This is a genomic window from Pseudomonas sp. A25(2017), assembly GCF_002001065.1.
Lineage (GTDB): Bacteria > Pseudomonadota > Gammaproteobacteria > Pseudomonadales > Pseudomonadaceae > Aquipseudomonas > Aquipseudomonas kilonensis.
On sequence record NZ_MUOA01000034.1, the window covers coordinates 35416 to 61288 of the forward strand.

25 protein-coding genes are annotated in these 25873 nt (G+C 60.3%); 13 read left to right on the plus strand and 12 right to left on the minus strand.

The genetic code is table 11. The features are described from left to right. Positions 1-253 precede the first annotated feature (253 nt). Positions 254-934 carry a peptidoglycan-binding protein gene (locus B0E42_RS02180; RefSeq protein ID WP_077505491.1) on the plus strand — a complete coding sequence of 227 codons (681 nt, stop codon included), beginning with the start codon at positions 254-256 and terminating at the stop codon, positions 932-934. Then, the gene (locus tag B0E42_RS02185; protein WP_077505493.1) at positions 931-2844 is read left to right on the plus strand and encodes a protein Hnh; all 1914 of its coding nucleotides are present in this window, start codon (positions 931-933) and stop codon (positions 2842-2844) included. Before B0E42_RS02180 ends, B0E42_RS02185 begins: the two co-directional genes overlap by 4 nt. Here the strand turns inward: B0E42_RS02185 and B0E42_RS02190 are convergent. The 8 genes from B0E42_RS02190 to B0E42_RS02225 form a co-directional block, all read right to left on the minus strand. Beyond that, positions 2839-3375 carry a carboxypeptidase-like regulatory domain-containing protein gene (locus tag B0E42_RS02190; protein ID WP_139353075.1) on the minus strand — a complete coding sequence of 179 codons (537 nt, stop codon included), beginning with the start codon at positions 3373-3375 and terminating at the stop codon, positions 2839-2841. The genes B0E42_RS02185 and B0E42_RS02190 overlap by 6 nt on opposite strands. 220 nt (positions 3376-3595) lie before the next feature. Continuing rightward, complete coding sequence (locus B0E42_RS02195) at positions 3596-4561, minus strand: ABC transporter ATP-binding protein (protein ID WP_018603950.1); 966 nt, start codon at positions 4559-4561, stop codon at positions 3596-3598. Further along, positions 4561-5550, minus strand: a complete 990-nt coding sequence (locus B0E42_RS02200; RefSeq protein ID WP_053179869.1) for an ABC transporter ATP-binding protein — start codon at positions 5548-5550, stop codon at positions 4561-4563. The genes B0E42_RS02195 and B0E42_RS02200 overlap by 1 nt, the downstream gene beginning before the upstream one ends. A gap of 2 nt (positions 5551-5552) precedes the next feature. Further along, positions 5553-6434, minus strand: coding sequence for a D,D-dipeptide ABC transporter permease (gene ddpC, locus B0E42_RS02205; protein ID WP_053188522.1), 882 nt, complete (start codon positions 6432-6434; stop codon positions 5553-5555). Between the two features lies 1 nt (position 6435). After that, positions 6436-7452 (minus strand): ABC transporter permease, encoded by a 1017-nt coding sequence (locus B0E42_RS02210; RefSeq protein ID WP_077505497.1) that lies wholly within the window; start codon positions 7450-7452, stop codon positions 6436-6438. A gap of 76 nt (positions 7453-7528) precedes the next feature. Beyond that, positions 7529-9109 (minus strand): ABC transporter substrate-binding protein, encoded by a 1581-nt coding sequence (locus B0E42_RS02215; protein WP_053179875.1) that lies wholly within the window; start codon positions 9107-9109, stop codon positions 7529-7531. Positions 9110-9270: 161 nt separating this feature from the next. Next, positions 9271-9810 (minus strand): D-alanyl-D-alanine dipeptidase, encoded by a 540-nt coding sequence (ddpX, locus tag B0E42_RS02220; RefSeq protein WP_018603941.1) that lies wholly within the window; start codon positions 9808-9810, stop codon positions 9271-9273. 38 nt (positions 9811-9848) lie between these two features. After that, positions 9849-10703: a MurR/RpiR family transcriptional regulator gene (locus B0E42_RS02225; protein WP_053179877.1), complete on the minus strand. Its 855-nt coding sequence runs from the start codon at positions 10701-10703 to the stop codon at positions 9849-9851. 407 nt (positions 10704-11110) lie between these two features. On the opposite strand from B0E42_RS02225, the gene B0E42_RS02230 reads away from it, so the two are divergent. Further along, a complete protein-coding gene (locus B0E42_RS02230) occupies positions 11111-11740 on the plus strand; it encodes a LysE family translocator (RefSeq protein WP_018603937.1) in 630 nt (209 codons plus the stop codon). A 63-nt stretch (positions 11741-11803) separates the two neighbouring features. Next, positions 11804-12484: a bifunctional 2-polyprenyl-6-hydroxyphenol methylase/3-demethylubiquinol 3-O-methyltransferase UbiG gene (locus tag B0E42_RS02235; RefSeq protein ID WP_053179879.1), complete on the plus strand. Its 681-nt coding sequence runs from the start codon at positions 11804-11806 to the stop codon at positions 12482-12484. Here the strand turns inward: B0E42_RS02235 and B0E42_RS02240 are convergent. Then, positions 12473-13045 (minus strand): histidine phosphatase family protein, encoded by a 573-nt coding sequence (locus B0E42_RS02240; protein ID WP_018603934.1) that lies wholly within the window; start codon positions 13043-13045, stop codon positions 12473-12475. The genes B0E42_RS02235 and B0E42_RS02240 overlap by 12 nt on opposite strands. Before the next feature lie 189 nt (positions 13046-13234). On the opposite strand from B0E42_RS02240, the gene B0E42_RS02245 reads away from it, so the two are divergent. The 9 genes from B0E42_RS02245 (at position 13235) to B0E42_RS02285 (ending at position 22509) form a co-directional block, all read left to right on the plus strand. Continuing rightward, complete coding sequence (locus B0E42_RS02245) at positions 13235-13774, plus strand: hypothetical protein (RefSeq protein WP_077505533.1); 540 nt, start codon at positions 13235-13237, stop codon at positions 13772-13774. A 189-nt stretch (positions 13775-13963) separates the two neighbouring features. Beyond that, positions 13964-14740: a hypothetical protein gene (locus tag B0E42_RS02250; RefSeq protein ID WP_018603930.1), complete on the plus strand. Its 777-nt coding sequence runs from the start codon at positions 13964-13966 to the stop codon at positions 14738-14740. Further along, a complete protein-coding gene (locus B0E42_RS02255; protein ID WP_053188534.1) occupies positions 14731-16017 on the plus strand; it encodes an MFS transporter in 1287 nt (428 codons plus the stop codon). Before B0E42_RS02250 ends, B0E42_RS02255 begins: the two co-directional genes overlap by 10 nt. Beyond that, positions 16010-16978 (plus strand): fatty acid desaturase family protein, encoded by a 969-nt coding sequence (locus tag B0E42_RS02260; protein WP_018603927.1) that lies wholly within the window; start codon positions 16010-16012, stop codon positions 16976-16978. The genes B0E42_RS02255 and B0E42_RS02260 overlap by 8 nt, the downstream gene beginning before the upstream one ends. A 4-nt stretch (positions 16979-16982) precedes the next feature. After that, positions 16983-17756 (plus strand): metal-dependent hydrolase, encoded by a 774-nt coding sequence (locus B0E42_RS02265; protein WP_077505499.1) that lies wholly within the window; start codon positions 16983-16985, stop codon positions 17754-17756. A 93-nt stretch (positions 17757-17849) separates the two neighbouring features. Further along, a complete protein-coding gene (locus B0E42_RS02270) occupies positions 17850-19229 on the plus strand; it encodes a UDP-glucose/GDP-mannose dehydrogenase family protein (protein ID WP_077505501.1) in 1380 nt (459 codons plus the stop codon). Positions 19230-19405: 176 nt separating this feature from the next. Then, entirely contained in the window at positions 19406-20113 is a 708-nt protein-coding gene (locus B0E42_RS02275; RefSeq protein ID WP_053179890.1) for an HPP family protein, read from the plus strand. A gap of 134 nt (positions 20114-20247) precedes the next feature. Next, a complete protein-coding gene (locus tag B0E42_RS02280; RefSeq protein WP_077505503.1) occupies positions 20248-21354 on the plus strand; it encodes an enoyl-CoA hydratase/isomerase family protein in 1107 nt (368 codons plus the stop codon). A 3-nt stretch (positions 21355-21357) separates the two neighbouring features. Continuing rightward, positions 21358-22509, plus strand: coding sequence for an acyl-CoA dehydrogenase family protein (locus B0E42_RS02285; RefSeq protein WP_053179894.1), 1152 nt, complete (start codon positions 21358-21360; stop codon positions 22507-22509). Positions 22510-22635: 126 nt separating this feature from the next. On the opposite strand, the gene B0E42_RS02290 is transcribed toward B0E42_RS02285, so the two are convergent. The 3 genes from B0E42_RS02290 to B0E42_RS02300 all read right to left on the minus strand — a co-directional run bounded on the left by B0E42_RS02290 (position 22636) and on the right by B0E42_RS02300 (position 25870). Beyond that, the gene (locus B0E42_RS02290; protein WP_024617255.1) at positions 22636-23409 is read right to left on the minus strand and encodes an enoyl-CoA hydratase; all 774 of its coding nucleotides are present in this window, start codon (positions 23407-23409) and stop codon (positions 22636-22638) included. A 133-nt stretch (positions 23410-23542) separates the two neighbouring features. Beyond that, the gene (locus tag B0E42_RS02295; protein ID WP_024617256.1) at positions 23543-24670 is read right to left on the minus strand and encodes an acyl-CoA dehydrogenase; all 1128 of its coding nucleotides are present in this window, start codon (positions 24668-24670) and stop codon (positions 23543-23545) included. A 9-nt stretch (positions 24671-24679) separates the two neighbouring features. Next, a complete protein-coding gene (locus B0E42_RS02300) occupies positions 24680-25870 on the minus strand; it encodes an acetyl-CoA C-acyltransferase (RefSeq protein ID WP_162493986.1) in 1191 nt (396 codons plus the stop codon). Positions 25871-25873 lie beyond the last annotated feature (3 nt).

The following is a 25873-nucleotide window of genomic DNA, read 5'->3' on the forward strand; positions in this document are numbered from 1 at the left end:
AAGCATTGTGGTGACACGTAAACATCTCGTTTAACATAATATACATTATGTGTACTAACAGATATTCCCACGGCCCCCGTTGATGGCTGAATTTGAAGCCAATCCCATCCTCTGAATACCGTACTGTGAAGTCGCCGATATTCTTCAACGCTCCCAAAACCCACATAACGTACTAAGGTTTAAATCGCCTGCTGAATCGGCGCGATTTCCTACGCGCAGCCACCGTGCGACAAACAAGGAAGGAACGAACAGTATGAATGCCAGATCGGACCCTGGCGGTGACGGCATCGTCCTGACACTGGGAGCCACCGAAAGCGTCGACAGCGTGGCCTACGCTTACGGGCATGCACGCTCGACACTCTGGGATCACCCACGCAATGCCGATCTGCGCCATCAACACCCGGACGGAACGACGCTTGCGACGGGTGATTTATTGTTCGTGTCCCCGCGTACGACAGCGACCTTCGAACAGAACGCCACCGGGCGAAGGCACACTTTCCGCGTGCTGAACACGCCGGCCATGCTCAGGTTTCGTCCTTATGCACTCGCCGGCCAAGGCCTGGCGCGCCACTTCGAAGTATTGCGTGGCGACACGCTGCTGGGGCGTGGCACGGCCGAAGCGAACGGCGATATCGTCTGGCCGCTTGAGCCAACCGCCGATGACATCACCGTACGCGTAACCTTTGACGGCTTCTTGCGCGACTACCAATTGAGGCTTCGCGCGCTCGACCCGATCAGCACCCTCAAGGGCGTGCAACAACGCTTGCGTGGCCTCGGCTACTTCAACGGCGAATGCGATGGTCAGATGAATGACGCGACCCAGGTGGCCATCGGTGCGTTCAAGATGCAGGCCGGGTTGCCCGACGACGATGAGTTACTGAGCGATGCCGTACGCGCGACGCTCCACGGCTACCACGGAGAGGCCTCCCTATGATCCGGGTTCACAAAACGCCAACGGCCCCTCCCGCGCTGCAGCGCTCGCATGCTGAGATGCAAAAAGGCATCCAGCAGGCTGTCCAGGCTGGCGCCGTGGTGGTCCTCTGCACCAAAGGCACCAACACCGCCAAAACAAAAAGTGTCCCGAAAGGCGCGGTGAAGATCGTCATCGACGACGATCAGTACAAGCCACCTCACGCCAAGGCGCTGCTGAAGGTAGACCAACATGGCAAATGTGCCTTTTGCGAGGCGCGCTTCATGAGTACCGCAGGCGGGGATGTCGAGCATTTTCGGCCGAAAAAACGCCACGACGGTTTCGTCCCCGTGGGCGCCCAGGCACTCGATAACCTCGGCTATTTTCAATACGTTTACGAGTGGAGCAACCACTTGTGGTCATGCAAGGAGTGCAACGAGACCTACAAGAAGAACTACTTCGACGTGATACCGGACAACCTGACGGATCCGCCACCGAGCCTGGAAGACTTCGACACGGAGGACGAGTTCTGGCAAGCCATTGGCGAATGGGGTCGCTTGGTCCCACCGCAACACGACGCGTGGAACAACCCGAGCAACGTCGAAAAACCGGTATTGATCAATCCTGTCACCGAGAATCCGCGCGAACACATCAGCTTCGATTCAGAGACAGGAGAAGCCGTTCCCGCCCCTCTCGACGACCTTAACCAACAAATGCAGCCCACGAGCGACAGGGGTGGCAAGAACATTCTGGTCCTCGGCCTGAACCGCAAGGAGCTTGTGTTCGCCCGCATGCGGCACCTGGCGATGTTACGCGGCGTGTTCCTGGAGATGACCCGCAGCCTCGACCTGACGATCGAGTTCCTGAAATGGCAGCGTGGAGACGAGTGGTTCAAGACCCTGACGGTGCCGACATTGCGCTACCAGGTGAAGTACCACGCCGCTTACCCAGTGTCGGAGGATCAAACCCGCTCGGCTATCGAGTTTTTGTATTACTCGACGACGCCCCAGGCGCCGTTTTCGGCCTTGGCAATGGATGCCTTTGCCTGCTGGAGCCTGGAGCTGGCAAGGCACGTGATGCAGTCACGCGAGCACATCACCCAGCTGCAGGCCGCACAAAGCGGCAATGCCCCGGCCACCCGCAGCGTCCACGAACTTCCCCAGCTCGGTCTGCATGAGGTCATCCTGGCTACCTACCAGGCGGACATGGAGGCGCTGAAAGCGTTGCGCAACACCCTTGATGCGTATGCCCCATTATGGGATGCCGGCTTTGAGCAAACGCACATTGAATACGTCTGCCGTTACCGCCTGGCACAGGTCATGGCTCTGCACGCCCAATTTTACAAGGACCAAAAGGGCTTTTCCCGTTACGACCCGGTTTTTGTCGCTGCTTTTCTGAGCCACGAGCGCGATGTCCTTGATGTCTGGAATGCCCTGGAAACCTATGAGTGCGACAAGGATACATGGAGCAGCGCGATAGACACGATGAACCAAAACCTGACGGAATACGGGCCGGATCTCGCAGAAGACCTCACTGCCCATTGCAACCATATCGTCGCCAGACTCAACCAAGCGACACAAGCGTTCACCCAGAATCGAAACCTGAATCAGACAGCGCCCTGGTGCAGCGAAGTGGTCAAGATCGGTCAGGATGGTGAACTGCTTACCGCTGAGCTCGACCGTCGGTGCCAGGCCTGCGCAAACGAAGATATGAGCAACAGCACCAGCAGCATGCGCGTCACACTGACGGAAGTTGCCGAGGCCATCGACACGCTGAAAATGGGCAATACCCCCGAAACAGTGTTGCCATTTCCGCTGCCAACTCCACCGAAACCCTGGATCACGCCCAAGGCCACCGGGCTGCGAAAGCGCGCCGGCATGCCCCCAAATCTGGACGCCGCGTGGCAGCATATCCGTCTCAAGTCCAATTCATGAGCCCTTCCAGCGCTCCACCGCACGCCGATCCAATTCCGGAAACGTCACCTGACAGTCGCCCGGATCAAGGCCATCCACCCTCGCCCGTCCGAGTTCATCAAGCACACCGCTGTACTGGGTCCCGTTTGGCAGGGCAATGACATAGGACTCCCCTGCAACGGGTTGCCCCTGCATATCCACTAACTCGATCTCCACGAATGTCAGCACCACCACCGGCTCAGGTCGACTGGCGGATTCGGATGAGGCTTTTACCGGCAGACGCTTGCGGGCTGCGGCGGACACCGGCGCAATAACCTCTTCTACAGCGACCGAAGCCGGTAGGCGAACGGGCATCGGCCGCTGGTATGGATAAACGTAAGCACACAGCTCCCCGCTCCATAGTTTGCTGGCTACCTGGCGGCGAACTTCCTGATCGTCCAGCAGATGGACCAGAGACTCCTGGGCAGATAACAGCGCGCGCAAACGGTGTATCTGGTCAGTCCCGGCAAAATGTCGGTGAATAAAGCTGTCGGCCTGCCACGCTTCACGCAATTCGATCCTGGTCGCCCCGCTCCCCCCTTGCTGCATGGACGGACCGTCAGCAAGGCTGGATCGAGGCCCCAACTCGATGTGATCGGCGCCATCAAAAAAACATATCCGCATAGGCCGCCAGTCCCGGGCAGGAGGATGAAGGGGCAGTGTAGATGATTATCATGGAGCCCCTGCTACAGGCCACTGATAAGTCCGGTGCGAAAACTGCGAAGCCAGTGACTCAATCCTGTAAATGACATCGCACACACTGCTGCTCATCCCCCAGCAAGGCCTGAGGCTTCTCGCAGCCAACGGTGCATAGATTGCACCGTTCGCGGAAGAAGCAGCCACTCGGTAGTTGGCGGTTCCCTGGTAATTCGGTAGGCGCCGCGACTTGCTCGTCGTGCAGTGGCACGCCCAGTCGTGGTACCGCCTCGAGCAACAACCGGGTATAGGGGTGACGTGGCTGATCGAGCACTTGAGCCGCGCTGCCCAGTTCAACGATTTGCCCCAGGTACATCACCGCCACCCGATTAGCCATATGACGCACCACTGATACGTTATGAGAAATCAGGATGTAAGTCAGGTTGCGGGCACTTTGCAGCTCTGCCAGCAGGTTGAGAATCTGCGCCTGAACCGAGATGTCCAGCGCTGACGTGGGCTCGTCCAGGACAATGATATCCGGGTCTGACGAAAGGGCTCGGGCGATGGCAATGCGCTGACGCTGCCCCCCGGAAAACTGGTGCGCGAAGCGGTCCAGGTACTCCGGGCGGATGCCGACTTGGGCCGCGACCCTGGCGGCCACATCGCGCATCTGCGCATGGCTGACATGACCTCGGGCGTATAACGGTTCGGTGATGATTCTCCAGATAGGCAGGCGCGGATCAAGGGACGACTGTGGATCCTGGAAAACAATCTGAACGTTGCTGCGGCCTTCGCCGCTGCGATTGACCCAGTTCAGCTCCCCGCTGCTCGGCGGCACCAGGCCCATCAACAGCTGGGCCAAGGTGCTCTTGCCGCAACCTGACTCGCCGACAATACCCAGGGTCTCGCCTGCCCGCACCTGAAGATCAATCCCGTTCAAGGCGTGGGCATATCCACGCGGTCGCCCCAACCAGTCATTGCTCACGGGGAAACGAACATGAACATCGTCAAGTTGAAGAATCGTGGGAGCTTGGGTGATGGGTTGAAGGACGGCACTGTTCATCACGAAAGCTCCTTGACCGGTAACCAGCACGCGCTTTTACGTTGGTCATTACCGTTGATAGTGTTGAGATTCGGGCGTTTGCTACAAACCGGCATGGCGTATGTACACCGCTCCTGAAAAGTACAGCCCACGGGCAAAGAGGCCAGGTTCGGCACTTGACCGGGAATGGTCAGCAGCGGCTGGCCCGGCTCGACCATTTCCGGCAGGCCACTGAGCAAACCTTGCGTATAGGGATGTTGCGGATTTCCCATGACATCGGCCGTGCGGCCCTCCTCGACCACTGCCCCTGTGTACATGACGTAGACCCGGTCGCAGAACTGCGAAACCAATGCCATGTCATGGGTGATGAGCAAGATGGCCGTGCCCCGCTGCCTGGCTTTTTCTCGCAACAGCAACAGCACCTGGCGTTGCACGGTCACGTCGAGGGCCGTTGTCGGCTCGTCGGCGATCAGCAATTGAGGTTCGCAGGAGAACGCCAGCGCGATCATCACCCGCTGGCGCATGCCGCCAGACAGCTCGAAAGGATAGCTCTCCAATACCTGTTCCGGACTGGCGATGTGCATGTCGCGCAACAGTGCGATCGCCTTGAGACGGGCTTGGGCGGCGCTGATTTTCTGGTGATGGATGATCACATCGAGCATTTGCCTACCGATGCGCCGGGTCGGATTCAAGGCTGTCATCGGTTCCTGGAAAATCATCGCGGCATCGCGCCCACGAATCGTCAGTAACTCCTTTTCAGGCGCTGCCAGCATGTCGCGACCGAGCATGCTCAGGCTGCCGGCGGTGATGCGATAGCTGCGCTCGGGCAACAATCGCATGCTGAGCATGGCCGTGACCGACTTGCCCGATCCGGACTCGCCGACGACGCCGACGATTTCCCCCGGATTGACGTGCAGCGACACGCCGTTCAGGGCTTTGACGTTGTTTTTGTAAGCCGGGAATTCCAGGCTCAGGTTGTCGATGGACAATACTGGACTCGACGCATGCATGGTCATTTCCCCTGTTGCCGTGGGTCGAGCAGATCGCGTACGCCATCGCCCAGCAAGTTGAACCCGGTGGCCGTGATCAGAATCGCCAGGCCTGGAAAGGTCGAATACCACCAGTTATCGAGGATGTAGTTGCGCCCGGTGGCGACCATCGCGCCCCACTCGGCCGTAGGCTGCTGCGCCCCCAGGCCGATAAAACCCAAGGCCGAGGCCATGAGGATCGCGCTGCCGATATCCAGGCTCAACTGCACCAGCAATGGCGGCATTGCGTTGCGTGCCACGTGCCAGTGCACCACGTGCCAGCGCCCTGCCCCGAAGGTTTGGGCGGCCTTGACATAACCCATCTCGCGGATGCTCAAGGCTTGGCCGCGGGCTAGCCGGACATAGGAAGGAATTCGTACAAGCGTAATTGCCAGCATCGCGTTGAACAGGCTCGCGCCCAACGCAGCCGCCAAGGCCATGATCAGCACCAGCGATGGCACCGACAGCATGATGTCCATCAGGCGCATGATCAATGCGTCGAAACGGCCACCGATGACCCCGGAAAAGCACCCCAGCAACCCGCCGATAAAACAGGATGCAAAAGCCACGAACAGACCGACACCCACTGACTGCTGGCTACCGAACAGCACGCGGCTGAACAGGTCGCGGCCGACTTCGTCAGTGCCGAACCAATGGGTGCTGGATGGCGGCGCCAGGCGTTCGGCCAAGTTCAGCGCGTTGGGATCGTGACTGGCGAGCCAAGGGGCGAAGATCATGCACAGCAAGACGATACAAGTGATCGCCAGGCCCGCCATGGTCAGCGGACTGCGGCGGACGCGGTAGGTCAGATAGGCGAGTTTTTCGTTCCAGCGCGGGCGGCGCGTGGCCATCAGGGTAGCGGACATTTCAACTTACCTCTCCGATGCGCGGGTCGATCACGCGATACACAATATCGATGGCCATGTTCAGCAGCACATAGATGAACGAAACCAGAATGGCGAAACCCATCACCGCCGGGAAGTCCAGCGACTGGATCGACTTGACGACATAGGCGCCCATGCCGGGCCAGGCGAAGACCGTTTCGGTCAGCACCGCGCCGTACAGCAAATCTCCGAGGGTCAGCCCCAGGACAGTCACTGAAGGGATGAGCGCGTTAGGCAGTGCATGGCGCAGGATCACAGTCCATCGGGACAAGCCGTAGGCGCGGGCGGTGCGGATATAGTCTTCGCCGAGTTGATCAAGCATGGCTGAACGAATCTGCCGTGCGACGACGCCCAAGGTCACGAACCCCAGGGTTGCCGCCGGCAGAATCAGATGCTCCACGGCATCGAGAAACAGCCTGCCCTCACCGGCGAGCAGCGAGTCGAGCAGATAAAAACCGCTGATTGTCGGCGGCGGAACAAGCCCTTCGGACAGCCGCCCTCCTCCCGGCAACCAGCCCAGATGCCCGTAGAACAGAACGATGGCGCCCAGGCCGAGCCAAAAGGCCGGCGTTGAAATACCGGTGACTGCAAGCGTGCGGGCGATCTGGTCAATCGCCCGATTGTGATAAACCGCTGATAGCACGCCAAGCGGCACGCCAGCCAGGATCGCAAGTACCAGCGCTACCAGCGCCAACTCCAGTGTCGCCGGGAAGAACGTCTGCAAGTCTTCCAGAACGGGACGGCTGGTGCGTATCGACGTTCCCAGGTCTCCCTGCACCAGGTCCATCAGGTAACGACCGTATTGTTGATACAGCGGCAGATCCAATCCCAGTTGATTACGTATGCCGGCCACCAACGCATCACTGGCGCGGTCACCAGCGATCAATCGAGCAGGATCACCCGGGATCAGGTGCGAAATTGCAAAGGTAATCAGCGAAACGCCGAACACGACCAGCAACAGGCCGAGCAGGCGCTTGCGCAACAAAGTCAGGAAGGCCATTTTGGCACCTCAGTAACACCCACGACGAAAGTCAGAAGCCGCGCCAGCCATCAATGGCCAGCGCGAGGGAGCCGGTTTATTTGCTCATGCTGCCCAAGTTGAACACCTGCTCGAGCATGGGGTTGAACACGTAACCCTTGACCGAATCACGCATCGGCAAGGTGTAGCTCTTCTGGTAGAGGTAGGCGTAGACGCTGTCCTTGAGCACCATTTTCTGCGCGGTCTGGTACAGCTCGACGCGCTTCGCGGTGTCGCTATCAGCGGCGGCTTCTCGAATCAACGTGTCGACTTGCGGGTTGCTATAGAAGGAGCGGTTGCCCTGCAGGCCCTGCATCTTGGAGTCGAACCAGAAGTTCATGAACATGTACGGGTCGGCAAAGTCCGGGCTCCAGGCACCGACGGCAATGTCGTAGTCCGCCTGGCCGACGCGCTCACGCAGCGTGGCGTTGGCGAGCTTTTCCAGCTTGAGGTTGATACCCAGTGGCGCCAATGCAGCTTGCAGAGTCAGGCCGATCGGTTCCCAGTTAGGGTCCTTGTCCGAATACATGTAGCTGAGGTTGGTGATTTTCTGCGGTGTTTTGGCGAGGCTGTCCTTGGCCGCGGCCATGTCCTGCTTCATCGGCGGCAACGAGCTGTCATACGCCCACATGCCGTCCGGGATTGGCCCATTCAGGAGCTTGGCCTTGTCCCTGAGAATGCCTTTGACGATGCCGTTGTAGTCCACCGCTTCGGTGATCGCGCGACGTGCATCGACGCTGGTCAGTGGGCCCTTTTTGTTGTTCAGGTAGAGATAGGTGACCCGTAGCGACGGGAACTCCTTCACCGCCACGCCGGGCTTGCTGGCAAGAACGCCGAGCTGGTCTTCGGGCATGTCTTCGATGATGTCCAGGTCACCCCGCTCCAATTGCAGGCGACGCACGGAGGGCTCACCGATGATCTTGATGACCACGGTTTTCAGCGCAGGTTTGGGACCGGCGAAGTAGGTGTTGGGCTCCATGGTCAACGACTGGCCTTTTTGCCAGTTGCTCAAGCGGAAGGGACCGGAGCCTGCGGTATGGCTCGACAGCCAGGCATTGACGTCCGCGCTTTTATTGACCACAGCGGGGTTGATGATCGAAGCGCCATTGTGGGCCAGGGTAAACAGGAACGGCGAGAAAGGCGTCTTCAGGGTGAACCGGATGGTCTGCGGGTCGACAACCGCGACCACCATGTCCTCCGGAAATGCACCGGAAGGTCCCTGCTTGAGGGTCATCAAGCGATCAAAGGAAAACTTCACCGCGGCGGCATCTACAGGGGCGCCGTCGTCAAATTTGTTGCCAGGTTTGATTTTGAATTCCCAGACCAGATTGTCCGGAGAAACGGTCCAACTCTCGGCCAGGTCACCCTGGACTTCAGTGCTGCTTTTGTCGCCTTCGACCTTGTAGCCGACCAGGCGCTGGTACGACGGGTAGGTAATGGTCCAGTCGTTGTTATCGAAGGTCACGGCCGGGTCGAGGGTCTGGGGATCGGCGGGTTTGCCGATGACCAGGGTGTCTTGTGGTACAGCCGCTGTCGCGGCCTGCCAGGCACCAAGGCTCAATGCACTGCACAAAATACTCAGCAATAGCTTGCCGGCGCCGGGAAAGGGTTTGCTGGTCACGGTGTTCATTGGGTTCATGCCGGTTTCCTTGATCATTCGATAGAGGGAAGTACGTCAGGTTTTTTATAAAAGCTATAACCGGGCAGTTGCAGGTGAAACGTAAGTAACGCTGTCTTGTTATTGTTATCAGCCGCACTGAGCGTGGGCTGCGCGGTGCTATCTGTTGGTGAATCAGTGGTTTAAACATCCTCCAGCAAGGGGTAATCGTCGGCATTCGGAAGTTCGTAATGCCACCACTCGGTGGCAATCGCCTGGAAGCCGGCGGCGAGCATGATCCCCACCAGCAGCAGTCGATTGCGTTGCACGTCTACTGGCAAGTCGGGATAGAACTGGTGGGATTTCTCTTCCATTGCGTCGAATTCAGTCCCCATATTCAGCGGCTCGCCATCAGTACCGACCAGCGTCAGATCCACCGCCACGCCACGGCTGTGATGGGAGCCCAAATGTGGGTCACGCACGTAGTCGTTGTTTGGCAGCGCGTCCCACAACAGGTACTGAGCATAAGGCGGCCGATAGGCGTCATAGATGCGAAGGGTAAAGCCGGCCTGACGCGCGAGCTGACTGGCCTTGTACAAACAGTCGGCCGCCTGGCGATGTAACAGGCAACGCGCATTTGGATAAATCACTCTTCCTGCCAGGTTGTCTGCACCGGCGTAGATCAAATCGATTTGCACCTGGTAGCGCTGGGCATCGATCTCTACAAGGGGGCTGTTGTTCACGCCAATACTCCAGTTGGGATTCGGTGGGACGATGAGGATCAGCCTTCGAACTGACCGAAAGCTTTTTGCAATTGACGGTTCTTGGCCAAGCGCTCATCGAGCCGATCCCCGTATTTCTCAGCGACGGCCGACACGATGAGATTCAACAGGCAGGCCAATGGCGCAGGTGAATCCCAGAACTGCCCGACATCGGTTTTCAGTTGCAAGAGGTCGATTGGGTAGTCTCTGGCCCAAGGGCATTGCAGGTCGGTGATCAGGGCCAATGGAAGGTTGTTGTCTATGGCCGCGTCGCAGAAAGTCTGAGTCACGCTGGAATAAGCACGAAAATCCGCAATGATTGCGTAGGGATTGGCGAAGCCGGAATTCAGGGTTTCTGCGTAAATGCCGGACAGACCATCGACGTAGTAGACCTTGGGCCGGATGTACTCAAGGTGGCTATGGAACGCTGTGAGAATCCCTCGAGTGGACTGAATGCCGAGAATGAACACTGCATCGGCTTCGTAGATGCGTTGCACGATATCGGCGAACGCGTCACTTCGCGCCAGACCGTAGACATACCGAATGGCCTCGATCTCCCGACTCAGGGAACGATCAAGAGCATCTTGCTGATTGCTTTCGGCACGAAAGGCGCCGATGCGATCAGTGATTAGCCACGACGCTGGTGTTTCAACGCGCAGGCTCTGTTTGACTTCATCGATGTTCTGGTAACCAAGGGATCGAAAAAAGCGCCCTACGGAAATCCCGGTGGTGGAGGTCTGCTGCGCGATGCTATCGGCCGACTCGAACGGAAGCTGTTCTGGGTTACCCAACAGATAACTGGCGATCCGCTTGCCCGTCGGGGTCAGGTTGGAGAACTCTCGCTCCAGCAACTGCAGGAAGCTGTTCTTTTCCATGGATTTTCAGAGCTCTCGAACGCGAAATGTTATTGTAGTATCATTAATTTACGCTGTGTTACAACAATAACATTCGCTTTCGAAGCAATACAATGACTATTTTCAGCAGACGTCCTGCGAGGATCAGACGGGAGCACCTACGTGAGCTCCATCGCCGCTTCGTTTGGCTCGGGCAAATCAGCCTCGGTACAGAGATCCCTCCGCCGTTGTTGATGCAAGCACCTTAATGTCCAGAATTGTTGGGATAAACCAGAGAGCTCCGATAACACTGTTTGTGATACTCAAACAATAGCGATGATGACTCATCGCAAGAAACGACTGTTGCTATCAGATAAGCCCGGACTGTAACTAACCCCCTCCTCGCCATTCGCTTACTGTCGTGGCTCATCCCTCGGAGCGATTTTCCCATGCCGGATACCGCCAATCTCTACCTGTTCGTGGTTGCTGTCGTGCTTTTGCTGATCGTCCCGGGGCCCAACATGGCCTTTGTCACCAGCCATGCGTTGGCCCACGGCTGGCGTGCCGGCATTGCTGCCGCCCTCGGCATTTCCTTTTCGGACGGGCTGATGACGATGATGGTCAGCGCGGGCATTGGTGCGCTGGTGATGAGCTGGGCGCCGGCGTTCGATCTGCTGCGTCTGGCCGGGGCCGGCTATTTGCTGTGGCTTGCCTGGCAAGCACTGAGAACGCCGGCAGCGACTCAGGATAGCCAGCTCCAGGCGGCTTCGCTGTGGAAAATCTTCTGCCGAGGTGCCCTCAACAGCCTCCTGAATCCCAAGGCGCTGCTGTTCTTCATGGTATTCCTGCCCCAGTTCGTCAACGTCAAGGCCGGCGGCGTGACTCTGCAGTTGATCTTCCTCGGAGCATTGCTGGCACTGATTGCTCTCGTCTTCCATACCCTGCTGGGTGTTTGCGCCGCCCTGCTCAGGGCGAAACTGGCAAGCGGCGGGATTTCAAGGCGCCTGGGTACGTATGGTTTTGCCGGGGTCATGACAGCGCTGGCGGCGCGCCTGTTGTTTCTTGACCGCCCGCTTTGACCACTGGCTTCCCTGCGCCGGCGATTGGCCTATGCTTAGCCAATCCATTGCGGAGCTGGATCAATGTCGTCCTCGGAAACCACCCTCCTCCAAAGCTGGCACCACAACGCCCAACCCTGGATCGAAGCCATCCGCACCGGCACCATCGAAAGCCGGCTGACGGTCACGGACCAGGCCATGCTGCTGGCGGTTCAGAGCCGCCAGCCTGAGCGTGTGCTGGATCTGGGCTGCGGTGAAGGCTGGTTGTTACGGGCGCTGGCTGAACGGGGCATCGAGGCGGTCGGTGTGGATGGCGACGCGACGCTGGTCGATGCGGCCCGCGCAGCCGGTTCCTCGCCGGTGCACCTGGCCAGCTATGAAGCGCTGGTGGAGGCGAAGGTGGACGTCGGCACCGGCTACGACCTGATCTGCGCCAACTTTGCCCTGTTGCACCAGGACATCATTCCGTTGCTCGCTGCAATGAACGCCCTGCTCGGTCCAGGCGGCGCGCTGGTGCTTCAGACGCTGCACCCATGGACCGTGGCGGCGGGCGATTATCAGGACGGTTGGCGAGAAGAAACCTTCGATGGGTTCAAAGGCCAATGGCAACCCATGCCGTGGTATTTCCGCACGTTGTCCAGTTGGCTCAATGCCTTGGACATGGCCGGTTTTCGACTGGTCGGCCTGCAGGAACCGCAGCACCCACAAAGCCCGGTGCCGCAATCGTTGCTATTGGTGGCCGAGCAATCCCCGTCACGGCGTTAGCGACTCGACGGTAAAACACCCCGAGCGATAAACCCTGCGCGCCTGCATGCCGCGCTTTTGCAGGGTTTTCCTGACAGTCCTGAGAAACATGCCGTGGGAGACAACGATCGTGATCTTCCCCGGTTCGCCGCAGCTGTTGTAAAGCTCATCGGCCACACCGAGCGCCCGCTGGTGTTCGGCTTTTCTGCTGGCGGCGCCCAGTGAAATCCCCAACAACCACAGAATCCTGTGCAACGCGAACCAATGCCTCACGCCCATTTTCAAGACGGGAATGCTGCTTAACCGCAGGTCGTATTCGCGTAACCGAGCATCTTTTTGAATACGCGCTACGTCGAATAACCGGCATGCCGTCGCGTAGGCTCTGTTGACGGGAGAGGAAATGATGTTGGCTTCGCTCGCCAAAAGCCCTTGGGACACGTCCGGTTGGCTCAGGAATGCTGTAATCTCAGCCTCATCGATGGATGAAGTCTGGTTGTATTCATCCAGCAAGGTCTTGGCCGAACGCGCATTACAGGGCTTGTAATCGATCAGCGGCGTAGCGTGGCGTATCAGGTAAATCACAGCAACAGCTCCTTTGTTTTCCCGGTAAATCCCTTTCGAAGCACACCTGTATACAGGCAACGACGCCATTGATCGAGCGCCGATCGCTGTGCATGCAGCCCCGCCCCGGGCTGCATGCTGGTGACGGAGTGATGGAACAGTGATTTGCAAGCCTCGAACGAGGCTGTTTTCAACTTGAAGGGATACACGATGAACACCGCTCAGCTCTCGATTCAACAGTACATCCGTGCCAAGGACGGCAACCGCCCACACCTGCTGGACCAGGCCTTTACACCGAGCGCTATTCTGGACATGGTCGTGCGCACTGGTTCCATCGCGTTTCCCGACCACGTCGAAGGCCGAGCCGCCATTGGCGACGTGCTGGTCAGTCGCTTTGGCCAGACCTTCGAAAATGTCTACACGTTCTGCCTGGCCGCCCCACCACCGGCAAACGCCGAGGCGTTCCAGTGCAAATGGCTGGTGGCGATGTCCGACAAGAACAGCGGCGAGGCACGCGTCGGTTGTGGCTTGTATGACTGGCAGTTCGATCCAGCATCGAAACTGGTCGAGCGACTGACCATCACCATCGAACACATGAAAACCCTGCCAGCGACCGATCTGCCGATGATCATGGCCTGGGCATCGAGGCTGGAGTACCCATGGTGTCGGCCTGAAGCGGCAATCGATAACGCGCCGGATTTGGGCGAGTTGCAAGAAGTTGCCCGCTACTTGGCTAATACCGGGCAGTGAAGAAAGTGAAGAAAGTGAAGCCAGCCTGACCCGGGAAGTGGTGGGTGAGTTCGTCGCACCGTTGCCGGCCGGGTACCGGCTCGATTTGAGTTAAGCCGCGAATTCATTTCGTCATCAGACTTTCACACCTGTGCCATAACGTGGGCGCCGATTGATCCATTCCACTTCAATCGGTGAGCCGCCCACGCGATGCAAAAACTTCTGAAAAACCGCACTTGCGAAGACTCGAACCTCTGGCAACAGGGGCATGACGTGCAGGGCCATGACGTGGTCCACGACAGTGAAATCAACGTTCGGTTTCTATCGCCTGCCGATATCCCCTCACTGCTTGAACTCGAACAAAAAAAATGGACAGACGATCAGCGTGCCGATGTGTCCACGCTGGCCTCCCGCATCGCCGAATTTCCTGCCCTGAGCGTCGGTGCGTTTTGCACGCGTACCGGTACCGCGCTGGCATCGTTGTTCATGAAACCGACCCGACACGAGCTGATGCGCCAGTGCCCAACCTGGGCCGACTGCGCCAGGAAACAGCACGGCGATGAATCCGCCAGAACCGGCACGCTGTTTGGCATCAGCCTGAGCAGTGTCGATCCAAAAGCTGCGAACGCCATTTTCGAGTTCTTCTGGCCCTACGCGCTGAAACACGGCTGGTCAGACGTCTACCTGGGCTCTCCCGTTCCGGGCCTGCGCGGCTGGCTGTCGAAGAACCCTGATATCAGCGTCGCCCAGTACGTGCGAAGCAAGCGCCAGGGCCTGCCGCTGGACCCGCAACTGCGCTACTACTTCAAAAAAGGCTTTCGCAAGATTGTCGCCATCAGAGACAACTATTTCCCCCATGAGCCGTCGCTGGATGTGGGCGTGTTGATCCTGGGTAAAGTGCCACTGTCCGGGCTTTCGTTCATATGGAAGAGAGTCCCGCTGCCCTGGTTGCAGCGCATGAAAAAACTGTTCTTCCTATGCCTGTGAACACCTCCCTTGCGCTAGAGAACCCGGCGCCGACCCTGGCTCGCGACAAAAACTTCCGACGCCTGCTGGCTTGTGCCGTGGCCTCGATGTTGGGTGATCAGTTCACCCTGGTCGCCTTCCCCTTGCTCATCATGGTGATATCGCCAGACCCGATGGCACTCGGCTGGGCGTTTGCCGCACTCGCCCTGCCCCGTGCCCTGTTCCTGTTGACGGGCGGCTCGCTGGTTGACCGCTTCGGTGCCCGCTCGATCTGGTCGTTCGGCTGCTACGGCAGTGCACTGGCGTTGTGCGGTCTCGCCTGGGCGGTCTATCACGGTCAGGCCACCTTATCGGTGATCTATGGGGCGGCGGCGCTGCTGGGGTTGTGCAGCGCACTCACACTGCCGGCCGGCAGCGCACTGGTGCCTGGCATCGTGAACGCGCGCGACCTGGAGCGGGCCAACGGCATTCTCCTGGCGCTCAGACAAGTGACCATTGCGGTCGGCCCGGTGGCCGCCGGGGGTGTCATCGCCAGCGCGTTCTGGCCCTTTGGTCCACGGCCGGCGGCCAACGCGACGCTGGATGGCTATGTCATCGCATTCGTCCTCGATGCGCTCACTTTCGCCTTGTCCGCGTTCGGCCTGCGTGCCTTGCCTGTCCGCCGCGCCACGGGTTCCGAAACCAGCGCCGGCACGACAACGGCAGAAGGCCTGCGTTATTTCTTTCAGGATCGACGTCTGCGCACCTACCTGACCTACATGGCCGCCATGACATTACTCATGAGCGGGCCGGTGCAGGTCGCCTTGCCGCTGCTGACCCATGAGCGCTTCACGCCCGAGGCGCCCGCGCTGGGATGGCTGTTCGGGGCGCAGGGGGCCGGCACGCTGGTGGGCATGCTGATGTTTACCGCCCGGCCGAAACTGCGGATGGTCAATCTGGGCATCACGTTGCTCGCCGTCGACGCCGCCATCGCCTTGCTGCTAATGCCATTGGGTTGGGTCTACGCCCTTTGGCAGGGGGTGGCCTTGTTGTTTGCCATCGGGCTTTGCGGCGGCTTCGTCCAGGTCATGGCGTTTACCTGGTTGCAGCGCTCATTACCGCCCAGGCTGCTTGGGCGCGGCATGAGCCTGTTCATGCTGGTGTTTTTCGGTCTTGCGCCGGTCTCGGCGGCGATTGCGGGCTGGGTTCTGCAATTCGTCTCCATCCAGGCCGTCTTCCTTGCAACCGGCGCGCTGCTCCTGGCAGCCGTATTGATGACTTACTTTGGATCGAGCCTGAGGAGGCTGTCGGATGTTTAATCCAGTTGAACCTGGGCAATCCCACGGGCAGCACGAGCGTACCGTCACGCGCGCCCAATTGCTGGAGTGGGGTCGCCCCGCGCCCTTGCGCTTGCTTGCCAGCACGATTCTGGAGTGGGTGCTCATTCTGGGGGCGGCAACTCTGGCCATCCAGACCCAGACCATTTTCGCCTCGCTGCTGGCCATTGTGTTCATCGCCACCAGGCAGCATGCCTTGCTGATCCTGATGCATGAGTTCTCTCACCGGCAGTTCAGCCGGACTCGTCCTGTGCTCAACGACACATTGGGCGACTTCCTGACGGCACTGCCCTTCACCATTACCCTGTTTGGTTTTCGGCGCGACCACGCCGCCCACCACCGACATACCGCCACTGACCATGACCCCAACTGGGTGTCATGCACCGGGCAGGACCGATTCAGGTTTCCCAAATCGGCCTTCGACATGCTCGTCCTGCTGTTGAAACACTGCATCGGGCTGTACAGCATCCACGAGTTCAAAACCGCCTTGGTGACATCAAAAATGGCCTCGCAGTGCCCACCCGCCACTCAGTACAGGCAATGGATTTTCGCCGTGTTGCTTGCGGTGGTGCTCACCGGGTTTCACCTTTGGCTGGCGGCGTTGGTGTACTGGCTTATACCGATGTTCACGGTGCTGATGGCGCTGCTGTATTGGCGCGACGTGGCAGAGCATTTCGCGATGCCTCAGCCCGGTCACGGCGCGTCTCGAACCGTCATTGCCCCTGGGTGGGAACGCCTCTTGATCGCGCCCCACGGAGTCGGCTTTCATGCCGAACATCACCTTTACCCCGCCATACCAGGCTTTCGCCTGCAGCAGGTGCACGCCGCGCTCATGAAAGACAAGGCGTATGTCCAAAAAGCCCAGATCACTCATGGCTATTGCACCGGACTGATCCGCGAGATAGCCGCCACCGGCACAGCGCATTCACGCATGAAGGACTGAGCCAATGAATATTCCCCAGCAACAGGTCACCGACCGACATGGCGAAGACGACACTTTCGCCCCCTTCTGGAACGACACACCGATCAGGACCTACCTGTTCGATGCCTTTTCGGTGTTGCTTCCCGCCGGAGAACAGTTCGTGATCTCGGTGGTGGAATCATCCGCTTTGCAGTTGCCGCCAACCTCGACGCTGGCAGACCAGTCGCGCAGCTTCGTGGCCGAGGAACGCGCCCACCAGCGAGCCCACCGCCTCTACAACCAGCAACTGGAAAAGCAGGGATTTAAGGTCCAGGAATACGAACACGGAATCGAGAAGGACCTCGATGCCCTGCGCGCCAAACTGTCACTCAAGGCGCAGCTGTCCCTGGCTGCGGCGTTCGAGCATGTGACGGCCGTCACCTCGCGGATCGCCTTGCGCAGTGGCGGGCTGCTTTCTACCCGCGCCTCCGCGCAAACGCGCCTGTGGCGATGGCACTGCACGGAAGAAGTGGCCCACCAACACGTCACCACCGACCTCCTCCAGGCGCTGGGTGTTCCCTATTGGCAGCGAATTCTCTATTTCTTGGCCGCTTCAGCGCTGATGACCTTCGATGTCCTGCGACATCTGCACGGTTTTGCGCGACTGGACATTGCCCGCGGCCGCGTCAGCGCCAGACAGCTGCGACAGGCAACGAACCGCCTGCTGCTGCGCGACAGCGCGAACCTGGTGTTGCTGGCAGCGGGATGGGCCGCCTACTTCCTTCCGCTGAAAACAAATGCGGCGTCAGGCTGTCAGTGAACTGCAATATCCCCGACTTATTCTGAGTCGAGCGCACTGCGGCGAACGCTGGTTGTGCATGTCGCTCGCTCGGAACGATCCAGGGAATCCGCCATGAAAATCAGTGTATTCGGAAGTGGCTACGTAGGTTTGGTGCAAGCCGCCGTGTTGGCCGAAGTGGGCCATGACGTGGTGTGCATGGACATCGACGAGCGCAAGGTCGACAGCCTGCGCCAAGGCCAGGTGAGCATTTACGAGCCTGGCCTGGCCACGCTGGTGCGTGAAGGCCTGGAGGCTGGCCGTTTGCATTTCACCTGCGACGAACAGCTCGCCGTGCAGCACGGCCAGGTGCTGTTTATCGCCGTGGGCACGCCTTCCCGGGACGATGGCAGTGCCGATCTGAGCCAGGTCCTGGCCGTCGGCGAGGCCGTCGCGCGTTACCGCGAGCAACCGCTTATTGTGGTGGAGAAGTCCACCGTGCCGGTGGGCACCGGCGACGTTCTGCGGGCGCACATCGACAGGTGCCTGCTCAAGGCCAGTCGCTTGCTGCAGTTCGATATCGTCTCCAACCCCGAATTCCTCAAGGAAGGCTCGGCGGTCGCCGATTGCCGGCGTCCGGACCGCATCGTGATCGGCTGCGAGCGCGATGAAGTGCGCGAAACCATGCGCGACCTGTACGCCCCGTTCAACCGCAACCACGACCGGATCCTGTTCATGGACCTGCGCAGCGCCGAACTGACCAAATACGCCGCCAACGGCATGCTGGCGACCAAGATCAGCTTCATCAACCAGATCGCCGAACTGGCCGAACACCTGGGGGCCGACATCGAGTCCGTGCGCTTGGGCATCGGCGCCGACTCGCGCATCGGCTACCACTTCATCTACCCAGGATGCGGCTACGGCGGCTCGTGCTTCCCCAAGGACATGCGCGCCCTGATCCACACCGCCGAGCAGGCCCACTGTTCCAGCGACCTGCTGCAAGCGGTGGAAGCCATCAACGGGCGGCAGAAACACAAGCTGTTCGAGCGGATCAACGCGTTCTACCAGGGCGACCTGCGCGGCAAGACCTTCGCCCTATGGGGGCTGGCCTTCAAGCCCAACACCGACGACATGCGTGACGCACCGAGCCGTACCCTGCTGGAATCGCTGTGGGCCGCGGGGGCCAGCGTCCGTGCGTTTGACCCGGAGGCGATGCAGCAAACGCAGTTGCTCTACCCCGACGAGACCCGACTCATGCTGATGGGCACGCCGGAATCGGTGTTGCCGGGGGCCGACGCGCTGGTCATCTGCACCGAATGGCAGCCCTTCAAGGCGCCGGACTTCGAGCTGATCCGGCAGAGGCTCAAGGCCCCGGTGATCTTCGACGGACGTAACCTGTTCGACCCGGAGCGCATGGCGGACAAGGGGTTCACCTATTTCCCGATGGGTCGCGGGCAGTCGCGCAACCTGCCCATTACCCAGCAAACGTGGTTCCCAGCGTCGAGAAGCGCATGAGCCGTGGCCTTACCTCAAAATTAATGCACTCAAGCAGCATTAATATGAATTTGTAAGCAAGGGGTGTGAACGGCACACTGTGCAACGTTCCTCCCCCAACTGTTGGAACACTTAAAGGGCTTTCTGGGATTTTCCCGTAAGCCCCTTTTTTTGTTCGTTTTTTGGATTCTCGCTTAATGCTTTCTCGCTGGTTCCCCGCCGCTATCAATACCCGTCCCACCGAATGGAGCCGAGCCGCCATCGGCATGGCGCTGGGGACGATGTTCAGTGTCTGGCTTTGTGGGCAGGTATTTGGCCTCGAGGTGGCGCAACACCTGATCGGCCCGCTCGGCGCGTCGGCGGTGCTGTTGTTTGCGGTGTCATCGGGCGCCCTCGCCCAGCCTTGGTCGATTGTCGGCGGTTACCTGTGTGCGTCGGTCGTCGCGCTGCTGGTGGCCCATGTATTGGGCCGCACCCTGGGTAGCGCCTGCCTGGCGGCGGGCATGGCGCTGGTATTGATGTGCTGGCTGCGTTGCCTGCACCCGCCGGCAGGCGCCCTGGCGGCGACGTTGGTGCTGGCCGCCCCGTCTATCATTGCCTTGGACTGGCAAGCCGTTGGTGCGGCGATGCTGGCCGGCTCCGGGTTGCTGGCCTTTGCGCTGGCCTACAACAACCTGACGCGGGTGCGGTATCCCAAGCGTGCCAGCGAACCGGTGGCCGTCATACCGGCCGACCACACTCCCGTCGACCGCCAGGCGATCACGGCCGAGGACCTGAAACTGGCCTTGGCGGAAATGGAAGCATTCTTTGACGTCACACCGGAAGATCTCGAGCAATTGATCCACGTCAGCGAGCGAAATGCCAAGCGCCGCAGCATCACGGAGGTTCTCTCTGGTCGCGGTTGAGCCTGTGGCTGCTATAAATATGCAGAAAGGACCTGCACGTATCCCGGTTGTGCAATGCAAATTTGCACTGGTACGATCCTGAATGGGTACGCGCGACACAATTCATAAAGAAGAATAAAAGCAGGGAGTTAGCGATGACAGCTCAGGTTTCATCACACGCTGCGGGAACCATCGAAACCGCAGCCTATGAGGTGCTGGTCGAAGTTCGCAATCACATTGGCCATTTGACCCTGAACCGCCCCGCCGGCCTCAATGCCCTCACCCTGGGCATGGTGCGCAGCTTGCAACAACAACTCGATGCCTGGGCCCTCGACCCACAGGTCCGCGCCGTAGTACTGCGTGGCGCGGGGGACAAGGCGTTTTGTGCCGGCGGCGATATCCGCTCGCTGTACGACAGCCACAAGCAGGGCGACACCCTGCATGAAGATTTCTTCGTCGAGGAATACGCCCTCGACCTGACGATCCACCACTACCGCAAACCGATCCTCGCCTTGATGGACGGCTTCGTGCTGGGCGGCGGCATGGGGCTGGCACAAGGTGCCGACCTGCGGGTGGTGACCGAGCGCAGCCGCCTGGGCATGCCGGAAGTCGGCATCGGGTATTTCCCGGACGTGGGTGGCAGTTACTTCCTGCCGCGCATTCCTGGCGAACTGGGTATTTACCTGGGCGTCAGCGGCGTGCAGATCCGTGCGTCTGACGCCTTGTATTGCGGGCTGGCCGACTGGTATCTGGACAGTCGCAAGCTTGAACAGCTCGATGCGCGCCTCGATCGCCTGGCGTGGGGTGATACGCCACTCAAGGACCTGCAAAGCTTGCTGGCCAAACTGGGTGTGCAACAGCTGCCTGCCCCGCCCCTGGCCGACTTGCGGCCGGCCATCGACCATTTCTTTGGCCTGCCCGACGTGCCGAGCATGGTCGAGCAGTTGCGCCAGGTCACCGTCGCCAACAGCCACGGATGGGCGATTAAGACCGCCGACCTGCTGGACAGCCGCTCTCCCCTGGCCACGGCCGTGACCCTGGAAATGCTGCGGCGCGGTCGGCATTTGAGCCTGGAAGACTGTTTTGCCCTGGAACTGCATCTGGATCAGCAATGGTTCGAACGCGGTGACCTGATCGAAGGCGTGCGCGCCTTGCTGATCGACAAAGACAAGAACCCGCGTTGGAACCCGCCGACCCTGGAGGCGCTGGACGCCGACCATGTGGCGAGTTTCTTCGAGGGCTTCGACGACCACGGGAACTGAGCCATGCATGACCTCGAACTGACCGAAGAACAAGTGATGATCCGCGACATGGCCCGGGACTTCGCCCGCGGTGAAATCGCCCCCCATGCCCAGGCCTGGGAAAAGGCCGGCTGGATTGACGACGGCCTGGTGGCGAAGATGGGCGAACTGGGCCTGTTGGGGATGGTGGTGCCGGAAGAATGGGGCGGCACCTACGTCGATTACGTGGCCTATGCCCTGGCGGTGGAGGAAATCTCCGCAGGCGACGGTGCTACCGGCGCACTGATGAGCATCCACAACTCGGTGGGTTGTGGGCCGGTGCTGAATTTCGGCACCGACGAACAAAAGCAGACGTGGCTGGCTGACCTCGCCAGTGGCCAGGCCATTGGCTGCTTCTGCCTGACCGAGCCCCAGGCCGGCTCTGAAGCCCACAACCTGCGCACCCGGGCCGAACTGCGCGATGGCCAGTGGGTCATCAACGGCGCCAAGCAGTTCGTCAGCAACGGCAAACGGGCGAAACTGGCCATCGTGTTTGCCGTGACGGACCCGGAGCTGGGCAAAAAAGGCATTTCAGCGTTCCTGGTGCCCACCGATACGCCGGGTTTCATCGTCGATCGCACCGAACACAAAATGGGCATCCGCGCCTCGGACACCTGCGCGGTCACCTTGAGCAACTGCACCATTGCCGAGGCCAACCTGTTGGGGGCTCGCGGTAAAGGCCTGGCCATCGCCTTGTCCAACCTGGAAGGCGGCCGCATCGGCATTGCTGCGCAAGCCTTGGGCATCGCCCGCGCGGCGTTTGAAGCGGCACTGGCTTACGCGCGTGATCGCGTCCAGTTCGACAAGCCGATCATCGAGCACCAGAGCATCGCCAACCTGCTGGCCGACATGCACACCCGCATCAACGCCACCCGCCTGCTCATCCTCCACGCCGCCCGCCTGCGCAGCGCTGGCAAGCCGTGCCTGTCAGAAGCCTCCCAGGCCAAGCTGTTCGCCTCGGAAATGGCCGAGAAAGTCTGCTCCTCGGCCATACAGATCCATGGTGGGTACGGGTATCTCGAGGATTATCCGGTAGAGCGCTACTACCGCGATGCGCGGATTACCCAGATCTATGAAGGGTCGAGCGAGATACAGCGAATGGTCATCGCCCGGGAACTCAAACATTACCTGGTGTGAGGGCCGAAAAGCATCGCGAGCAAGCTTTGCTCCCACTGAATCTGCACCGCACACAGAATACTGTGTCAGATCACGGACCCTGTGGGAGCAAGGCTTGCCCGCGATGGCGTCAGTGAGAACGCTGCATCACTTGTCCTGGAACTCCGCCGCACGCTTGGCCACGAACGCCGCCATCCCTTCCTTCTGATCCTGCGTCGCAAACGCTGCGTGGAATACCCGGCGCTCGAAACGAACGCCTTCGGACAGGCTGACCTCAAAGGCGCGGTTGACGCTTTCCTTGACCATCATGCTGATGGGCACCGACTTGGAGGCGATCAGCGCGGCGGTTTTCAGCGCGTCGTCCAGCAGCTCATCAGCCGGTACGATCCGCGCGACGATGCCGCAGCGCTCGGCTTCCACCGCGTCGATGAAGCGCCCGGTCAGGCACATTTCCATGGCCTTGGCCTTGCCCACCGCCCGGGTCAGGCGCTGGGTGCCGCCCATGCCCGGCAGCACACCGAGATTGATCTCCGGCTGACCGAACTTGGCATTGTCGCCGGCCAGGATGAAGTCGCACATCAACGCCAGCTCGCAGCCACCGCCCAAGGCAAAACCGTTCACCGCCGCGATGATCGGCTTGCGGCGGTTGGCCACGCGGTCGCTGTCGCTGAACAGGTCGTCCAGGTAGATCTGTGGGTAGGTCAGCTCGGCCATTTCCTTGATGTCAGCACCGGCGGCAAAGGCTTTTTTCGAGCCGGTCAGCACGATGCAGCCAATCTTCGGATCAGCCTCCAGGCTGTCCAACGCCTGGTTCAGCTCGCTGACGATCTGCGCATTCAAGGCGTTCAATGCCTGGGGACGGTTGAGGGTGATCAGGCCAACGCGGTCCTTGATCTCCAATAAAATCGTTTCGTAGCTCATGTATAACTCCTGTTAAGCGCTGTATTTGGCTCGATGCCCTGTAGGAGCTGCCGAAGGCTGCGATCTTTTCCTGCCCATTGAGTCTTGAACGAAAGAGCAAAATCAAAAGATCGCAGCCTGCGGCAGCTCCTACTCAAAGATTGCGCGAAATGACCATGCGCTGAATGTCGCTGGTGCCTTCGTAGATCTGGCAGACCCGCACGTCGCGGTAGATGCGTTCCAGCGGGAAGTCGTTGAGGTAACCGTACCCGCCCAGGGTCTGCAACGCCATGGAGCAGACTTTTTCAGCCATTTCCGAGGCAAACAGCTTGGCCATGGAGGCCTCTACCAGCGCCGGTTGGCCACTGTCTCGCAGGGCGGCGGCGTAGTGCACCATTTGCCGGGCCACGGCGATCTGGGTCGCCATGTCGGCCAGGCGGAACGCCACGGCCTGGTGCTCGATGATCGGTTTGCCGAAACTGGAGCGTTCCCGGGCATAGTCCCGGGCCGCCTCGAACGCCGCGCGGGCCATGCCCACCGCTTGCGCCGCGATGCCCACGCGCCCGCCTTCCAGGTTCGCCAGGGCGATCTTGTAGCCCTCGCCCTCCTCCCCCAGACGATTGCCCACCGGCACCTTCACATCCTCGAAGAGGATCTGGCAGGTGTCGGAGGCGTGCTGGCCGAGTTTGTCTTCGACCCGGGCCACGCTGTAGCCCGGCGAATCGGTCGGCACGATGAACGCACTGATGCCGCGCTTGCCGGCGCTCGGATCGGTCACCGCAAACACAATCACCACCCCGGCGTTCTGCCCGGACGTGATGAACTGCTTGCACCCGTTGAGCACGTAATGATCACCTTCCAGCCGTGCCCGTGTCTTGAGGCTGCTGGCGTCCGAACCGGCCTGGGGCTCGGTCAGGGCGAAGGCGCCAAGCATCGCGCCACTGGCCAGGGGCGTGAGGAATTTCGCCTTTTGCTCATCGTTGCCGAACTTGAGGATCGGCACGCAACCCACCGAGTTATGCACGCTCATGATGGTCGAGCACGCGCCGTCACCGGCGGCGATTTCCTCCAGAGTCATGGCGTAGGCCAGGTAACCGGTTTCACAACCGCCCCACTGCTCCGGCACCAGCATGCCGAAAAAGCCCAGTTCGGCCATTTCACCAATGGCTTCCCGGGGAAAACGGTGCTCACGGTCCCATTCGGCGGCGAACGGTTTCAAGCGCTCCTCGGCGAACTGCCGGGCCATGTCGCGGATTTGGGTCTGTTCTTCAGTCGGGAGCATGGTGATTCCTTAATACAGGCATTCGACAGCCATGGCCGTGGCTTCGCCGCCACCGATACAGATCGCCGCGACGCCGCGCTTCAAGCCTTTCTGGCGCAGGGCCGACAGCAAGGTCACCAGGATCCTTGCGCCAGACGCGCCAATCGGGTGGCCCAGCGCACAGGCGCCGCCGTGGACGTTGACCTTGTCATGGGCAATCTCCAGCTTGCCCATGGTCACCAGCCCCACCACGGCAAAGGCTTCGTTGACTTCGAACAGGTCGACTTGATCCAGCGACCAACCGGTTTTTTGCATCAGTTTCTTCACGGCGCCAATCGGTGCGGTGGGAAACAGGCTCGGGGTATCGGCAAACGCCGCATGACCGTGGATCACCGCCAGGGGTTTGAGGCCACGCTGGGCAGCCTGGCTCTGACGCATCAGCACCAGCGCTGCGGCGCCATCGGAAATGGAACTGGCGTTGGCCGCCGTCACCGTGCCGCCCTCGCGGAATGCCGGCTTGAGCGAGGCGATCTTGTCGATCCGCGCTTTCGGCGGCTGCTCGTCGTGGCGCACGGTCACTTGCTCTTTGCCGACCATGACCTGCAACGGCACGATCTCGGCGTCGAAACTGCCATCCTTGATCGCCTGCTGGGCGCGGGTGGTGGATGCAATGGCGAACGCATCCTGGGCCTCACGACTCAAGCCATTGGCCTCGGCGCAATCTTCGGCGAAAGTGCCCATCAGCCGACCTTTGTCGTAGGCGTCTTCCAGGCCGTCGAGGAACATGTGGTCAAGCACCCGGCCGTGGCCCATCCGGTAACCGCTGCGGGCCCGATCCAACAGGTACGGCGCGTTGGACATGCTTTCCATGCCGCCGGCCACCACCACTTCGGCGCTGCCGGCGATGAGCATGTCATGGGCGAGGATCGCCGCTTCCATGCCCGAGCCGCACATCTTGTTGAGCGTGGTGCAGCGGGTCGACTTGTCGAGCCCGGCGCCCAGCGCGGCCTGACGCGCCGGTGCCTGGCCCAGGCCGGCGGCGAGTACGCAACCGAACAGCACCTCTTCAACCGCGTCGGGTGCGATGCCGGCACGCTCCACGGCGGCCTTGATGGCAGCGGCCCCCAGCTGCGGGGCGCTGAGGCTTTTCAGTTCGCCCTGGAAACCGCCCATGGGCGTACGGACGGCGCTGACGATGACAATCGGATCGTTGGACATCATGAA